10 protein-coding genes and 2 tRNA genes are annotated in these 16,323 nt (G+C 41.1%); 8 read left to right on the top strand and 4 right to left on the bottom strand.

Translation table 11 applies throughout. The features are described 5' to 3' along the window. Positions 1 to 446 precede the first annotated feature (446 nt). Entirely contained in the window at positions 447 to 1,823 is a 1,377-nt protein-coding gene (locus FHK89_RS07735; RefSeq protein WP_230658822.1) for a Do family serine endopeptidase, read from the top strand. A gap of 177 nt (positions 1,824 to 2,000) precedes the next feature. On the opposite strand, the gene FHK89_RS07730 is transcribed toward FHK89_RS07735, so the two are convergent. The 3 genes from FHK89_RS07730 to FHK89_RS07720 all read right to left on the bottom strand — a co-directional run bounded on the left by FHK89_RS07730 (position 2,001) and on the right by FHK89_RS07720 (position 4,078). Continuing rightward, entirely contained in the window at positions 2,001 to 3,083 is a 1,083-nt protein-coding gene (locus tag FHK89_RS07730; protein ID WP_230658770.1) for a YrzE family protein, read from the bottom strand. Between the two features lie 715 nt (positions 3,084 to 3,798). Further along, a tRNA-Glu gene (locus FHK89_RS07725) sits at positions 3,799 to 3,874 on the bottom strand. A gap of 128 nt (positions 3,875 to 4,002) precedes the next feature. After that, positions 4,003 to 4,078, bottom strand: a tRNA-Ala gene (locus tag FHK89_RS07720). Between the two features lie 342 nt (positions 4,079 to 4,420). Between FHK89_RS07720 and FHK89_RS07715 the strand changes: the two genes are divergently transcribed. Then, a complete protein-coding gene (locus FHK89_RS07715; RefSeq protein ID WP_230658768.1) occupies positions 4,421 to 5,191 on the top strand; it encodes a phosphohydrolase in 771 nt (256 codons plus the stop codon). Between the two features lie 118 nt (positions 5,192 to 5,309). On the opposite strand, the gene gltX is transcribed toward FHK89_RS07715, so the two are convergent. After that, positions 5,310 to 6,848, bottom strand: a complete 1,539-nt coding sequence (gltX, locus tag FHK89_RS07710) for a glutamate--tRNA ligase (protein WP_230658766.1) — start codon at positions 6,846 to 6,848, stop codon at positions 5,310 to 5,312. 491 nt (positions 6,849 to 7,339) lie between these two features. Here gltX and rsmH point away from each other — a divergent pair, with 491 nt between their 5' ends. The 6 genes from rsmH (at position 7,340) to mraY (ending at position 16,307) form a co-directional block, all read left to right on the top strand. Continuing rightward, positions 7,340 to 8,374, top strand: a complete 1,035-nt coding sequence (gene rsmH / locus FHK89_RS07705) for a 16S rRNA (cytosine(1402)-N(4))-methyltransferase RsmH (RefSeq protein WP_230658764.1) — start codon at positions 7,340 to 7,342, stop codon at positions 8,372 to 8,374. Positions 8,375 to 8,762: 388 nt separating this feature from the next. Next, the gene (gene ftsL / locus FHK89_RS07700; RefSeq protein WP_230658762.1) at positions 8,763 to 9,269 is read left to right on the top strand and encodes a cell division protein FtsL; all 507 of its coding nucleotides are present in this window, start codon (positions 8,763 to 8,765) and stop codon (positions 9,267 to 9,269) included. Continuing rightward, positions 9,266 to 11,356, top strand: a complete 2,091-nt coding sequence (locus FHK89_RS07695; RefSeq protein WP_230658760.1) for a peptidoglycan D,D-transpeptidase FtsI family protein — start codon at positions 9,266 to 9,268, stop codon at positions 11,354 to 11,356. Before ftsL ends, FHK89_RS07695 begins: the two co-directional genes overlap by 4 nt. Positions 11,357 to 11,559: 203 nt before the next feature. Then, on the top strand, positions 11,560 to 13,203 hold the full coding sequence (locus FHK89_RS07690; RefSeq protein ID WP_230658758.1) for a UDP-N-acetylmuramoyl-L-alanyl-D-glutamate--2,6-diaminopimelate ligase: 1,644 nt from the start codon (positions 11,560 to 11,562) through the stop codon (positions 13,201 to 13,203). A 255-nt stretch (positions 13,204 to 13,458) separates the two neighbouring features. After that, positions 13,459 to 15,060: a UDP-N-acetylmuramoyl-tripeptide--D-alanyl-D-alanine ligase gene (locus tag FHK89_RS07685; protein ID WP_230658757.1), complete on the top strand. Its 1,602-nt coding sequence runs from the start codon at positions 13,459 to 13,461 to the stop codon at positions 15,058 to 15,060. A 125-nt stretch (positions 15,061 to 15,185) separates the two neighbouring features. After that, the gene (gene mraY, locus FHK89_RS07680; RefSeq protein ID WP_230658755.1) at positions 15,186 to 16,307 is read left to right on the top strand and encodes a phospho-N-acetylmuramoyl-pentapeptide-transferase; all 1,122 of its coding nucleotides are present in this window, start codon (positions 15,186 to 15,188) and stop codon (positions 16,305 to 16,307) included. Positions 16,308 to 16,323 lie beyond the last annotated feature (16 nt).

Genomic DNA, 16,323 nt, shown 5'->3' with positions numbered 1-16,323 from the left:
ATATGTGCTTTGGCTTGTCATAATAGCCATCTGTTTCTTTAATAGATAGCTCTAATCGTCCACCTAATTGTAAATATCTATGACCGCAGACCTTTACTACAAAGTTTGATAGATAAGATCTAAGCGTGGTTTGATGGATTAGATAACATTGCTGATGGTTATCATTATCAACTAAGTAGTGTAAACTGGACGATTAAAATAATAAACTATCGTGAACATACTTTCTATGAACCATAATGAGATCATATACAGAGTCATTACTGTCACAATAAAATATAAATGTTAGCTTTTTAGTTTTTAACTCTCACTTTGTTGTATGAGTCAGCCAAAATAGGTAAGGACAAACAATGTTGAATAATCAATTAGACACAAATGCTAAATGTCATTCGATAACATGGTGGCAAAAGGGGCAACATGCTTTAGCAGTTACGTTACTGACAAGTAGCATGATGCTTGCAACAGGATTATTAGTGGCTGCACCCATGACGGCAGAAGCTGCCGTAGCAGCAATGGATTTTTCAGACTTAGTAACAGCCGTCTCTCCTGGTGTAGTCAGGGTGAATGTGACCAAAGAAGTCAGTGAAGAAGAACTGGCGCAGGCACAAACCGCTGAATTACTCAGACAGTTTTTTGGCAATCGCATTAATATTCCGCGTTCACAAATACCGCCAGCCATAGAGCATGCCTATGGAACCGCATTTTTTGTGACCAGTGATGGATATTTGTTGACCAATCACCATGTGGTGGAAGGGGCAGATAAGATTACAGTGACACTTAATGACCGTACAGAGCTTGATGCGACACTTGTGGGTAGTGATGAGCGTTCGGACGTGGCAGTATTAAAAGTGATCTCCCCTAATGGCAGACAATTTCCCGCTTTGCCAATTGGAGATTCTAACCATGTCAAAGTGGGGGAGCCAGTGTTGGCAATTGGTTCACCATTTGGTTTTGATTATTCGGCCTCAGCGGGCATTGTTAGTGCCAAATCACGTAATTTTTCACGGGACATCAGTGTGCCTTTTATCCAAACCGATGTGGCATTAAACCCAGGTAACTCTGGTGGGCCTTTATTTAATCAAAAAGGTGAGGTGATTGGCATTAATTCGCGTATTTTTAGTGGGACGGGTGGCTATATGGGATTATCATTTTCTATCCCTATTGATGCTGCGATGGGAATTTATGAGCAGATCAAAGCCACAGGTTCAGTGACACGCGCTTATCTTGGTGTGTTTCCACAAGATATCGACCGTAACCTTGCCGAGGCTTATCAGCTTCAGCGACCTCAAGGCGCATTAATTACCAAAGTTACTCCTGATTCTCCTGCTCAAAAAGCAGGTCTGCAAACAGGGGATGTGATATTAAACTATAATGATGAGCCAATTATTTTAGCTGCTGATCTGTTTAATATCATCAATCAAAGCAAGCCTAATGATAGCTTTAAGATAGAACTGTTGCGTGCAGGTAAGACCATGCAGTTAACAGGTAAATTAGATAGCGCGCCAACCGATGTTACCTCTGATAATGCAAATGATATGAAATCAACCGTGCGCCTAGGGGTGCGGATGCGCAATTTAAGTGTTCAAGAGCAGCAAGCGTTAGAAGGTAAAGGGGTACTAATTACTGCTGTTGATCCAATCGGACTTGCTGCTCGTTCAGGTCTACAAGCAGGTGATGTGGTGACCAATTTGCATCAAAAGCCAATCGGTAGTATTGAAGACTTTGCTGCTGCCATCAAGCAGTTGCCTACAGAAGGGGTAGTGACAATTGAAATCATCCGCCAAGGTATTCCTGTGATTATTGGCTTGCGTATTGAAGAGCAATAAGGGTTTGCAGCATATCGTCAGGTTCTCAATGATCTTTGAAAAATATGTCACCATAAAAAACCGCATTCTGTATGAATACGGTTTTTCTTTTATCTAGCTATCTATTCTTTATATTATATCAGTACTCTATGTCCTGCTAAGATAATTATTAATTTTTATAATCACTTATGCAGTCATTTAGCGTACGTTATCACCCCAAGAGATGATAGGCTTTTCTAAGCGATAGCTCACAGCAGCTTTGCGAGCACCCATGATGCTAGCAAGGAAAGTTAAGAATGCGCTGATTAGCCAGAATAGACCAGTATATAATGCCGCTTTACGGGCAGTCTCTTCTGCTTGTACTAAAGCTTCATCAACACGTTGCTTCGCTTGATCAGCTTTTTGCTGTGCAGAAGCAATGACTTGCTCAGTTTGTGCTTTATATTCATTAAATGAATTGCTCACTTCTTGACGAACCTGCAATGCTTCAGCTTCACTTAACCCTTGTGCTTGTAAACGCTCAATAATCTCAGGGCCAGTCAACACAGCTTCGATTTCAGACATACGCTGTTTTGCGATTTCATCAAGATGACGCCAAGTATCAAGATCCGTAAAATCAAGTTGTTGTACCTCACCTTTGGTTTCATTAACCATCTGCTCAACAACATCTGTCGTAGCAGCAACTTGTTCTTGACTGAGACTGTCTGTATTTTTCGCAATCCATTTTTCGATGTCATCACGGCTAACATCACCACTGACTTGCTGATAAACCTTTTGTGCTTCTTGTTGCAAATTAATGTTTGAGTTTTGCAAAACAGTATCTGCAACACTACCGACCGCACTTGCACCGGCACCAACAGTTGATGCTGTGGCACTGGCAACGGTACTTACTGTACTACCCACCGCACGAGTTGTTGTAGATAGGATACTGGTGGCGCTGCTCATGGTAAAAAAGGTAGTAATAAAGATAATAGAAGCTGCTGTTAACATACCTGTTAAAGTGGCATCTTTTGGATCAATGGCAGTACCATCACCGAATAACGCTTCAGGAGCAGAACATTTAACAGCATAATAACCAGCAACAAATGCACTAATTAAAGCGGTAATCACGGCATAAATACCTGCGGCAATACTTGTACCTTTTAAATCAAAAGAGGGTACAAATGAAGTTAGGATTAAAGCCAGAGCAAACATTGCCATAACAACGATTAGCCCCATAAGCAATCCTGCAAGTATGCCTCTCCACGAGGGACGACGTTGGGGATTATAGGTTGGTGTCATAAAAATATCCTCTAAATTAGGTATATATGTTGTGTATGACCAGCGCAATTAATCAATTAATTAACACTAATAGTTAATAGAGTCATCGTAAATATCCATATTCCATATACTGTGACTCTGTCTGCATATTTTGGTAATTACTAAGCCAATGGCTGCTAGCTGTAATATAAATGCAGTACTACGCCAAAAAAATGTTTATTAAATTTAAGTTAAACAGGTCGAATAATATAGTAGTAATACTTTAGTTGTAGAAGGTTTTGGTAAACTTATCGCATAAGTTATGTAAAAAAGACTCGAAAAATGTTAAGAATAAGTAGTATGAGTCATATTTTGAATGGCTTTTATATGGATTTGATTATTTTTATGTATAGTTAAAGGTTATTGAAATATGAATACAATATGCATATAACCTTGAGGTATGGGGGTATAGTCAACGAACTTTATAACTGTTACGGTGTTAGGCTCGCTTGCTGTACAACCGTACTATCTGCACTCGCCTGCCTTGTATCAGTTTATAACTTCGCTGACTATAGTAGTGATGAGTGTAGTAAAGCAATCATCATAAATAGAACTGATACAAAAGTACGTTATTCACCTTAATCAAATCAATAAATCAATGTCAATAAATCAATGAGACATAAAAAAGCCCAATCTATAAGAGATTGGGCTTTTTATTAGAAAAATGATAAATCATACCACTTTCTAAAGGAATAGGTGGTATCCCGTAGGGGATTCGAACCCCTGTTACCGCCGTGAAAGGGCAGTGTCCTAGGCCTCTAGACGAACGGGACACAATAGAGACTTGCTATGACTGTATCAGAAGTCTTATAAATACATATAAGGTTGCCTAGGTGCTGATACAGCATCTTAACGATTATTAAACTATATAAATTAAGCTATAAATCTATAGCTTATCTTATGGTGGAGCTAAGCGGAGTCGAACCGCTGACCCCTTGCATGCCATGCAAGTGCTCTACCAACTGAGCTATAGCCCCTCGTTAAGAGTGAGGCGTATTTTAGGCAAGTAAGTAGGTCTTGTCAAGGGTTTTTTAAACTAATATTTCGTTGTATGCTTTTTGAAGCACCAGCTGTTCTTGATGGCCAAATATATTATAACCGCATCATATCATACCAGTTATTCTTTTATTACTGTTAAATGTCAGATTAGGAGTGAGATGTTGATTATAGTTATACATTTAGTAACCTAATTAGATACAATTGTGATATATTTTACTGATTTATTATATTTTCTAAAACTACAAAAAAAACAGTTGACTACAAAATCAAAATGACAACTTGCAACCAAATAAGAGATAAAAAATAATAAGGACAATCTGATGAGCACTAATAAATTTGGTAGCTTTGACTGGGTGCAATCCACCCAAGGACACCTTAGCATCAAAGATAAGATATACCTTATTAATCAAACCTTACTGCCCACTATCATCAGTCTGGTTAATAATCAAATTAAGCGTTATATTTCAAGCCAGCGAGCACTTAACACAATAACCTTAGAGCAGATACATGTACCAGATACATTAATGATCAAAAAATCAATAACCGAGCTAAATAATAAAGGCAGTCAGGCGATGATTAATCATTCGTGGCGCACTTATTTTTGGAGTTCGGTATTAGGTATTGTGCATGAGATGAGTTTTGATCCTGAGTTATTACTCACTGCCTCGTTATTGCATGGTATCGGTTTGACTGATACACATTTGCATAACAAGGGATGTCAATGTTTTGCATTAGCAAGTACTGAAAATTTTGAGAACTTAGCCACAACCGTCGATTATCCTGAAGATAAAGTAAAAATCATTAAAGATGCCATTTGTATGCAGATAAATGGTTATAGTGAGTTAGATAACCCGATAGAGGTTACTTTATTACAGTATGGCATCTCATGCGATATAATTGGTGAGCGGCTATTTGATATACCCAGTAGTTTTTGTGATGAGTTGTTAGCAACCTATCCTCGAGAGAATCTTAATAAAGCATGTCAATACCTTATAAAGCAAGAAGCTGCATTAGTAAAAAAATCACGAACAGCATTCTTAGGACTCTTAGGGTTACCAATCATGATCAAACTCAATCCTTTTAAGGAGTAAAGTGGAGTATTTTAGCAAATTGCTATCTAACCTCTCCCAAACCTTCCCTTTTTTTAACAGGGAAGGATAAGAGGGAGAAAGCTAGTAGAGGGTGAAAGTGAGGTTATATTAATGTAATTTACGCATCTGCCAAAAAGTCTGGCATATCTGCCGCCGTTTTCTCTAACTTTTTCAGTTTCTTTTTACCCAAGCCGCCAAGCACTTCTACCGCATGACGTAGGCGAGTGAGCGTCATGTCTGCACCAATGACATACATGGAGTTCATCACAGGCGTCGATGCACTGCTACCTGCAATGGCAATAAAAAATGGTTGCATTAAATCACGTAGTTTGATGTCTAATGCCGCACTCAAGCCTTTTAAAGTGGCATAGATATTCTCTTCGCGCCATACAGGTAAGGCTTCTAGCTTCCATGTGGCAATTTGTAGAATTTCGATGATTTGTTCTTGGCTTAGGGTTTTGTGTTCAAAATCTTCAGCGCTGATTTCTGGCAAGTTTTGGAAGTAAAATCCTGCCCAGTTGACCGCATCAGATAATAGATGAATACGCGGCTGAATGGCGGCGGCAATGGCGGTCAGTTTATCAGAGTCGTTTGCCCAGTTTAAAATGGCATTTTTCAGCTGCTCTGGAGTCATCTCTTTGAGCCATTCGGCATTGAGCCAGTTGAGCTTTTCGATATCAAAGATAGGGCCACCAAGTGAGACACGGGTGATATCAAAGCTGGCGATCATTTCATCTAAGGTAAATTTCTCTTGGTCGCTTGGTAGTGAGTAGCCCATCCGTCCAAGATAGTTAAGTAAGGCTTCAGGTAATACACCGGCATCACGATAGTAGGTGATGGAGGTGGGGTTTTTACGCTTAGATAATTTGGATTTGTCTGGGTTACGCAGTAAAGGCATGTGGCACAATACGGGCATTTCCCAACCAAAGTAGTCATATAACAGTTGATGTTTAGGGGCAGAATTAAGCCACTCTTCACCACGAATGACGTGGGTGATTTGCATCAAGTGATCATCAACAACATTGGCAAGGTGGTAGGTAGGCAAGCCATCAGTTTTTAGCAATACCTGCATATCGACTTGTTCCCACGGAATATCAACTTCTCCACGCAGCATGTCTTGAACTTTACACACGCCTTCACTCGGTACTTTCATACGAATAACAAAGGGTTTGCCCTCAGCAGCTAATTTGTCAGACTCTTCTTTGGATAAATTGGCATAGCGTCCGTCATAATGTGGATTTTCACCACGAGCGATTTGCTCGGCACGCATTGTATCTAGCTCTTCAGGGGTACAAAAACAGCGAAACGCATGTCCTTTATCGAGCAGTTCTTGGGCGTATTTTTTGTAAATGTCGCCACGTTCACTTTGACGATATGGAGCATGAGGGCCACCAACATCAGGGCCTTCTGCCCAGTCTAGCCCCACCCAGCGTAGCGCATCGAGAATCATTTTTTCTGATTGCTCAGTGGAGCGGGTTTGGTCAGTGTCTTCGATGCGTAAGATAAATTCACCACCATGTGCTTTGGCAAAGGCTAAGTTAAATAAAGCAATGTAGGCAGTGCCTACATGTGGAAAACCTGTGGGTGATGGGGCGATACGGGTACGCACAGGGCGGGCATGATTTTTAGGTAGAGTGTTTTGGGGTTGTTGGCTCATAATTTTCTCAAAATTTTATTAACGAATGGGTTTGGATTGTTGGACTGCATAAATGCGTATTTATAAACTTTGGCTAAATTAGAATGCTTATATTATAACAGGTATCCGCAGCTTAGATAAAAGGGCAGACTATACTTGACACAAAACAGCAACTTGCGATAATAAAGAGCTTGTGTGGTTTTTTGTATCAGTGATTTGTATTAATAGCATGTCCTCAAATGGTGCCTCTACTTTTTTAAACTTTGATCTTAATATTGGTGTTTTGTTTAAGGCTTTTGCTAAAAACAGATGAAAAAGTGAAGAATAAATTTATTATTACTCCTGTTGATAGTGATACTATAGATTCCATTATCACCTCATTTGAATATTCTGTGACAAATAAAATCATTAGCCAATTTTGAGGCTGAGTTTAAATACTCCATTAGTTTTGATGCTTAGCCTTATCAATCTTATGTCAACAAACCTTAATAAATACGAAAGCAATAGATAAAATGACTGCCAATATGCGTAATAACAGCAAAACCAATAACAATCAGCAAAACTTTAGTCACGAAACTGTCTTATTATATGAGACAGTGGCGGCTGTGCTTGGAATAAAAAAATTACCTGCTTTTGCAGATACACATAAAGTATCTGGCATTTTTGTTGATGCTACGTTTGGACGTGGTGGTCATAGTCGTTTGCTATTAGAGTATTTGAGCGATGATGCTGACACTAAACTGTTGGTTTTTGATAAAGACCCAGAAGCGATAGCAGTGGCAGAAGCACTGGCGGCGACGGATAAGCGAGTTATCGTGGTACATGATAGCTTTGCTAATTTGCAACAAAATTTAGTCCAATTGGGCTTTGAGCAAGTTAATGGCATCATGGCAGATTTGGGTGTCTCTTCTCCGCAGCTTGATGATGCCAGTCGTGGCTTTAGTTTTATGCGTGATGGGGTGGTGGACATGCGCATGGATACCAGCCGAGGTATGACTGTTGGTGAATGGCTTGCTAAAGTAGATGAAGAAACGTTGGCAAATGTATTGTATGAATATGGTGAAGAGCGTCACAGTCGTCGTATTGCCAGAGCCATTAAACAGATGCCCAGCTATGAATCAACTCTTGAGTTAGCTGAGGTGATTAAGCAAGCGCACCCAAATTGGCAACGCGGTAAACACCCTGCAACCCAAAGCTTTCAGGCGATGCGTATTTTTATTAATAATGAGCTTGGTGATGTAGACAGCTTTTTGCAGCAAGCTTTGGCAATGCTCGCTGCTGATGGCAACTTGGCAGTGATCAGCTTTCATTCATTAGAAGACAGACGTATTAAGCAGTTTTTGCAGCGTCACAGTAAGGGCAAATATCCCGAAGATGAGGCGATGCCCATTGCGCCAAATCGCCCAAAATATTTTGATAAACCTAAGCGCATTGCACCAAGTAAAGAAGAAGTCGCGCAAAATCCACGTTCACGCAGCGCATGGCTACGAGTTGCCCGCCGTCGTGATGAACCTGTGTTGCTAGAAAGTTTGCGGACAGAAAAATAGCTATTAGGCTCAGTATCACGATTTTATCATGCTAAAATGAATGCCTTTTTATTTCTTAAGTTTGTTTATTAAGTGTAAAAAATTAGAAAAAACAGTGTGTTATAGTCTGTCTTCTATAAATCTACCACAGTGTTGTTAGCTACATTGTTAGACGTTAGCTACGCTTGCTTGTCTTATGATGACATGATATTAGATTGACTATAAGATAGCTGTTACCTAATAACCATAGGTATAGTCTGCCTACTATAAATCCACCACGGTGTTAACCTCGCTAGATGTACTACATGTACTATCTGCACTCGGTTGCCTTGTAGTGAAATTATATTAGATTGACTATATGATTGATAACAATTATTTATATTCTTGTTTTTCTGATTTTGAGAACTCCATGTCCCGTTTATCCCATCTTTTAAGCCGTTCTACTGCCAGTGAAGGTGAAGAGAGTACGCATACAAAAAGTATGCAAGCCTCTGCTCATGATATCAGTGATATTTTATCAAAGCGTTATGGTGGTATTAGTGTGTATTTTGTGGTGATGCTACTTATAGCCATTGCCATCGTGTGGACAGCCGTGATGAGTGCCGCTCAAATACAAACCTATCGTCAGGATTATAAAATGCTGCAAGATATGCAAAGACAGCAGCGCAAATTGCAAGTGGAATATCAGCGGTTATTGATTGAGCAGCAAACCTTTAGTGCCACACCACAAATAGCCAATCGTGCAGTCACTGAGCTAGGTATGTATTCGCCAACCATTGAAGATAAACTGATTATTCAGCCAGTTGCAGATACTCGTAATGCAGCAGCTCAGATAAGTCAGATAGACATAGATGGCTCAACCAATGTTGCAACAGCGATAGACCAGCAGCAGCCAGTGGCAGGAGGGCAGCTATGACACGCAAAAAATCAAGTAAAATAGATATATCTGAGTCCTCACAACCACATGGTAAAGTCACAAAACCATTAAAAAAACCTGTAGTGAAAAAACCACGCAAAACAGGTAAAAAGCCTGCTACCGGTGCAGATGCTGCATCGAATAAAACAACAAAAAAACGAAAAGTACTGTTTAAGCGTAAACAAAAAACGGGGAAAGCTTATACCAGTGTTAAACATCGTAGAAGCTCGATATTAAGCAAGGCGAAGGGCGCATCGGCACGGGGTAGTGTGGAAAATGATGTGCATCGTTTTCGCTTGGTGTGGGTAGTCTCGGTTGTGTGTTTTCTTGGATTAATATGGCGTACTTATGATATACAAATTGCCAATGCGGCGATGTATCAACAAATTGGTGATAAATTAATCACTGGCGTGCGTCGTCTACCGTCTTATCGAGGTATTATTACTGACCGCAATCAGCAACCTTTGGCTGTCAGTGCACCACTGGTTACGGTATCTTTTAGCCCACATGATTATGCAGTGGAATATTATAGTTTAAAACGAGAAATCGTCTTAAATCCAGATCAACCGAAACTACAAGCGCGTATGCAGCAGCGACTGGATAAGATGGATTTAAATCAATTGGCAGCAACTGCTGGAGTATCCTTAGAGGATTTGCAAAAAGCAGTAGCAATTAATGATCATATTGATGTAACCGATAAAGATGCGGTGCAAGCAGTACTGCCAACAGGGGCGGGATCACATTACTTTCCACTAATGACTAAAGTAACCCCTGAGATCGCCAGTGCTGTAGAGGCATTGAATTTCCCTGCTGTCTATAGTAAAAATTTCTTTCAGCGTTATTATCCTCAGCCTCAGCCCAACGCACAGTTGTTAGGATTTATGGGGCAAAATGTGAAGGACCCTGAAGCAGGTTATGTTGGACGTGCAGGTATTGAGCGTCAATATAATGAAGAGTTAGCAGGAAAAGATGGCAAAGTTTTGGTACTTAAAGATGCTCGCCAAAATTCTTTAAAAGATATCAAAGAATTGGAGCCAGAGATTGCGGGTAAAGACGTGACTTTGACCATTGATTCAAGGTTACAGTATTTATTATATAAAGAGTTAGAGGAAGTGGGGCGAGTACAAAGTGCACGCTGGGCGACTGGTATGGTGGTTGATGTGCAGACAGGTGAAGTGTTGGCATTATCGACATGGCCTTCTTTTAATTCTAATAATCTCAATGAGATGACAGGTGAAAATCAGCGTAATCGTGCTCTTATTGATGTGTTTGAACCAGGCTCGGTGATGAAGCCATTTACGGTTGCCGCGGCGCTTGATTCTGGTAAATATAATAAAAATTCATTAATTAATACCAGTCCTGGTTCAATTCGAGTCAAAGGCTATACCATTCGAGATCATGGTAATTTGGGCTCAATTAATCTGACTACCTTATTACAAAAATCAAGTAATGTTGCCTCGACTAAGATTGCCTTGTCTTTGCCACCAGATGGTATTAGCAGTATGCAAAAGCGGTTTGGTTTTGGGCAAAAAACGGCGCTCAATTTTCCCGCTGAAGGTACAGGTATTGTGCCCACACCAAAAGAGAGTGAAACCTCACGCCGTGCCACCATCAGTTATGGCTATGGTCTACAAGTGACTCTTGCTCAGCTTGCACAGGCCTATGCGATACTTGGTGCGGGTGGTGTGATGCACCCACTGACATTGGTCAAAACTGATAAACCACCAGCTAGTAAGCGAATTATGAATAGTGAGCAAGCATTATCCATTGTAGAGATGCTCGAAACGGTGACCCAAAGAGGGGGAACAGCGGTCGCTGCTGCAATAGATGGCTATCGTGTGGCAGGTAAAACAGGCACGTCTCGGCGCACCAATCCTAATGGTGGTTATTATAACAATCAATATCGTACGGTGTTTGCAGGTATTGCACCTGCCTCTAACCCTCGTTTAGTAACCGTCATTTTGGTCGAAGATCCACAAAAAGCACATTATGCAGGACAAGTAGCAGCACCTGTGTTTCATAATGTGATGCAAGAGGCACTACGCTTATATAATGTACCTTTAGATAAGCCGCTATCAATCAATTAAGATCAATTAAGTAAGGTCAAAAGTAGATTAATTAAGGCGGTACTAATTTTAATTGCATGACATTTGTATGAAGTTATGGATTTTATTTGATATCTTCTAGATCGGTTTGACATAGATATAGATACTGTTTTAACCGCTACAATAATAGACCCTAGAGTAAACAGTGACATAGCAATAAATATAAAATAGGAATAACGACAATAATGACAACCACCCTTGCACAATTAATTCAACATTTGCAGCAGCACTATCAATCACTAAATCAATCCCTGACAGCAGCTCAGCAGCAAGCATGTACGCAGCTTTTGAATTCAGATATTGCTAATATTCCATTTGAAAATTTACGTTTAGATAGCAGACAGCTAAATGAGAATGATGGATTTGTATTATTAAAAAGTCACACCCAGCCCATGCACACCAGTTTTGAGTATGCCAAAGTTGCGTCACATAAAGCGGCATTTATTATCTCAGAAATTGATATGACACAGGTAGTAGATAGTGCGGATAAAGCTTTGCAGGACGAGCAATCTGGATTAGTGAGTGGTGATACATTAAACCGATGCCCTGTCATTCATGTGCCTGACATACGTTGTATATTGGGCAGCTTAGTACAGCTTAGCTTATCAGTAAAGACAGACAATGAGCTTGCGGTCGCTGACAGCTTGCCTGATGTGGTTGCCATCACAGGAACGAATGGTAAAACTACGATTAGTCAGCTTGTGGCACAGCTGTGTCAGCAGCCTGACAGGCAGTGTGCAGTGATGGGTACAGCAGGCAATGGTTTGTTGGGGCAGCTTGAGCAGGCAAGTCATACCACAGGCGATGCGCTGGCAGTACAAAGTTTTTTGTATAAAATGGCAAAAGCAGGCGTAAATGTATTGGCATTAGAGGCAAGCTCACATGGATTGGATCAGCAGCGGCTACAAGGTGTGCCTGTTAAGGTAGCAATTTATAGTAATCTTAGCCGTGATCACATGGATTATCATCGTAGCATGAGTGACTATGCCGCTGCCAAAGCACGCTTGTTTGATCGCAACTATTTTCCACATCTGACCCATGCCATTATTAATATTGATGATGAGTTTGCTCCTATGATGCAACAAGTTGCTAAAGACTCTGGGCTAAAGGTGTGGACATACAGCATACAGACACCAACTGCCACAGAGCAGCCAGCAACATTTCAAGCGGCACAGATTCGCCCAAGTCTACAAGGTACCCAAATTGATTTGCTAACAGATTTTGGCAATATATGTCTGCAAAGCCCGCTATTGGGACGTTTTAATGTGGCAAATTTACTGGCTGCTGTCGCTGGTGCGATGGCATTGGGTGTGCCGTTAGCATCGCTTGCAGAGCGGGTGCAAAATCTGCAAGGAGCAAGTGGACGTATGCAGCGAGTCGAGTCCGATAAGGGCTGCTTTATTGTTGATTATGCACATACCCCTGATGCGTTAACTCAGGTATTGACCTCTTTAAAAACATATTGTGAAGGTAAGTTGTGGGCAGTATTTGGCTGTGGTGGTGATCGAGATCGGGGTAAGCGTCCTTTGATGGCACAAGCAGGATTGGCAGTGGCAGATCAGGTGGTATTAACCGCTGATAATCCTAGAAGCGAAGATCCATTACAGATTTTAGCCGATATGCAACAAGGTATGAGTGAAGCACAGCGTCGCAAAGTATATATTGAGCCAGATCGCAGACAAGCGATTGCTTATGCCGTCAGTCAAGCCGCTGCACATGATATTGTGGTGATTGCTGGAAAAGGACATGAGACTTATCAGGAAATTAATGGCGTTCGTCATGATTTTGATGATGCAAAAGAACTGGCTAAAGTATTGGCAACGCTGTAACTATAAGGCTTTGTCGTATATGGATACAATGGTTTGTTGGTAGAGTAACAGTTAATGGACTGACCACAGTACGTTATAAGGTGGTATTTTTTGTTAGAATAACAGTCCCTTTGCTGATGACGGCTTATTAGTCATGCTTTATAGAATATTACCCATATAAGCGCAATATTGACCATCTTTTAAGTTTTGCCCAAGCAAAAATGTTAAACACAGCTTTTTACAAGGCTAATATATCAAGAGATTAAGGATGCAATAATGATGGCATCAAGCGAGAACCATAGCGAGCAGAAAGCAGATACTCCGTATTATTATTGGCAGTCGGAGAATTTGTTAGTAGCCACCCAGTCAGTCTCTGGTTATTGGCTCAATCAAAATGAGGCAAAGACTGAAAAGCTGTTAGCCAAGCTAAAATCCAGTCGTATTATCACCGATACACGGCGTATTGCTGTAGGTGATATCTTTTTAGCCATTATTGGTGATAATTTTGATGGTCACGATTTTGTAGAGGCAGCTGCCAACAGTGGCGCAGTGGCGGTCATTGTCAGTCACCCTGTTTCGACCCAATCAGATATCTTGCAGCTTATTGTGAGTGATACCCGCTTAGCATTTGGGCAGCTTGCCGCTTATCAGCGTCAAGCAATGAGCAATCTAAAGGTGATTGCCATTACTGGCTCAAGCGGAAAAACCACTTGTAAAGAGATGCTTGGAAGTATCTTTAATGCTGCCGATGCTACTGTCAATATTAATGAAAACAGCGATTTTCAAGAAGCAGCGTCACAGTCTGCCACCACTTTAATCACTAAAGGCAATCTGAATAATGATTTGGGTGTGCCCATGACTTTGCTTGAGTTGACCTATCAGCATCGTTATGCTGTTCTAGAGCTTGGCGCAAATCATGTGGGTGAAATTGCTTATACAACCAAACTTGTGCAGCCTGATGTGGCATGTGTGTTAAATGTGGGCAGCGCACATTTGGGTGAGTTTGGTGGGCGAGATGCCATTGCTACAACAAAAGCGGAGATTTATCAGTCTTTAACTGCGGCTGATACAGCCGTTGTGCCGATTGATGATGATTATGTGCAGTTACTCACCCAAGCAGCTAAGCATAAAACCTCACATATTATTGGCTTTGGCTGGCATCATGGTAACAACCCAATAGAGAAAAATTCGGATTTTGCTGAGCAAAGTGGTACAGCACAAGTCACTGCCAGTGCGGTACAGGTCAAGCCAACCCACAATGAATTTGTACTGCATATTGCACAGAAAAGTGCCGCTATTTATTTGCCTTTAGCAGGTGAGCATAATGTCAGTAATGCTTTAGCTGCTGCCGCTTGTGCTCATGCACTGGGTATTGATATTGAGGTGATTGCTCAAGGTTTGAATCAAGCACAAGCAGCTAAAGGACGGTTGGCAAGACAGTCTTATGGATTACACTGTTTGATTGATGATACCTATAATGCCAATCCACATTCGGTACGGGCGGCAGCAGCAGTATTGAGCGTGCAGCAAGGACATAAGATTATGGTGCTGGGTGATATCGCTGAGCTTGGTGATGCTGCCTTATCTGAGCATCAACAACTGGGTATTGATATCGCAGCAAAGCCGATTGATAGTTTGCTGTGTGTTGGGACTTTGGCAGCGGCAACCGTACAAAGTAGCAGTCAAGCAGGCATGAGTGATGCGCATGCGTTTAGCGATAAACAGCAATTATTTGAGCATCTTAAAGCCCAGCTTGATGCCCTACAGCAAGCGGGCAAAACCGCAACTGTGCTGTTTAAGGGGTCACGTACCATGAGCATGGAAACACTGATAGCACAATTATTGGCAACAACAACAGCAGAACAGACACAAATATAGCTATCACCATAGTTAGAAATACAGTTTAAAAGTATAACCCATAGTTTTTATAGCAATCGTCAGCACACACATTCACCAATAAAAAGTCAGATAATGTTTTGGCAACAAATAATAAGGAGTAAGCGGTGTTATATTGGTTATTTAATAATTGGTTAAGCCAGTTTTACACACCGTTTTCGGCGGTATCTTCTCTCACTTTGCGTACTTTATTGTCAGTGCTAACAGCGTTGCTGTTTAGTATGTTACTCGGTGGGCGTGCCATTCGCTATTTGCATACCCTAAAGTATGGTCAAGCCATTCGTGATGATGGCCCTAAGTCCCATTTAGCCAAGACGGGGACACCTACCATGGGCGGGGTGCTGATTTTAAGTGCCATTGCATTTGCCACTTTGTGTTGGGCAGATTTGAGCAATCCTTATGTGTGGATTTTAATGGTGGTGATGGTCATCTTTGGTGGGGTAGGTTGGGCTGATGATTGGCTAAAGATTAAATATAAAAACCCCAAAGGGTTAATTGCACGCAAAAAGTATTTTTGGCTATCTGTGGGGGCATTATTTGCTGGTGGTGCATTATACTTTATTGCGTCACAGCAGCCAGATGTGGCAGTCACCAATGCCATGCAAGATTTATTATTTCCAGTATTTAAACACTGGGTAATCCCATTTTCTACCATTCCTTTAGGCTTAGGATTTATCTTTTTTACCTATTTTGTCATTAATGGTGCTTCTAATGCAGTCAATTTAACCGATGGATTAGATGGCTTGGCAATTTTACCGGTGGTATTGGTGGCAGCAGGATTGGGAGTGTTTGCTTATGTTTCAGGTGATGCCCGCTTTGCAGACTACTTACACGTTCCTTATATTGCCTACAATTCAGAAGTGACCATCGTTTGTGGCTCTATGATTGGCGCGGGTTTGGGCTTTTTATGGTTTAATGCGCACCCAGCGCAAGTGTTTATGGGCGATGTGGGAGCGTTGGCATTGGGTGCAATGCTAGGTACAATTGCGGTGATGACACGTCAAGAAATTGCCTTTGCAATTATGGGTGGTCTGTTTGTGGTTGAGGCGTTGTCAGTGATGCTGCAAGTTGGCTCTTATAAACTGCGTAAAAAACGTATCTTTTTGATGGCACCTTTGCATCATCATTTTGAAGAGTTGGGTTGGAAAGAGACGCAGGTTGTGGCTCGTTTTTGGATTATTGCCATCGTCTTGGTTGTGCTTGGATTGATGACGTTGAAGTTACGCTAATAGAAGTGATGCTAGC

The organism is Psychrobacter sp. I-STPA10, from assembly GCF_021012795.1.
Taxonomy (GTDB): Bacteria; Pseudomonadota; Gammaproteobacteria; order Pseudomonadales; family Moraxellaceae; genus Psychrobacter.
This window is presented reverse-complemented; position numbering and strand designations above follow the sequence as displayed.

What these genes read in the sequence shown, in the direction of transcription:
- FHK89_RS07735 (WP_230658822.1), top strand. Translation starts at nt 447, where the DNA reads ATGATGCTTGCAACAGGATTATTAGTGGCTGCACCCATGACGGCAGAA.
- FHK89_RS07730 (WP_230658770.1), bottom strand. Translation starts at nt 3,083, where the DNA reads ATGACACCAACCTATAATCCCCAACGTCGTCCCTCGTGGAGAGGCATA.
- FHK89_RS07715 (WP_230658768.1), top strand. Translation starts at nt 4,421, where the DNA reads ATGAGCACTAATAAATTTGGTAGCTTTGACTGGGTGCAATCCACCCAA.
- gltX (WP_230658766.1), bottom strand. Translation starts at nt 6,848, where the DNA reads ATGAGCCAACAACCCCAAAACACTCTACCTAAAAATCATGCCCGCCCT.
- rsmH (WP_230658764.1), top strand. Translation starts at nt 7,340, where the DNA reads ATGACTGCCAATATGCGTAATAACAGCAAAACCAATAACAATCAGCAA.
- ftsL (WP_230658762.1), top strand. Translation starts at nt 8,763, where the DNA reads ATGTCCCGTTTATCCCATCTTTTAAGCCGTTCTACTGCCAGTGAAGGT.
- FHK89_RS07695 (WP_230658760.1), top strand. Translation starts at nt 9,266, where the DNA reads ATGACACGCAAAAAATCAAGTAAAATAGATATATCTGAGTCCTCACAA.
- FHK89_RS07690 (WP_230658758.1), top strand. Translation starts at nt 11,560, where the DNA reads ATGACAACCACCCTTGCACAATTAATTCAACATTTGCAGCAGCACTAT.
- FHK89_RS07685 (WP_230658757.1), top strand. Translation starts at nt 13,459, where the DNA reads ATGATGGCATCAAGCGAGAACCATAGCGAGCAGAAAGCAGATACTCCG.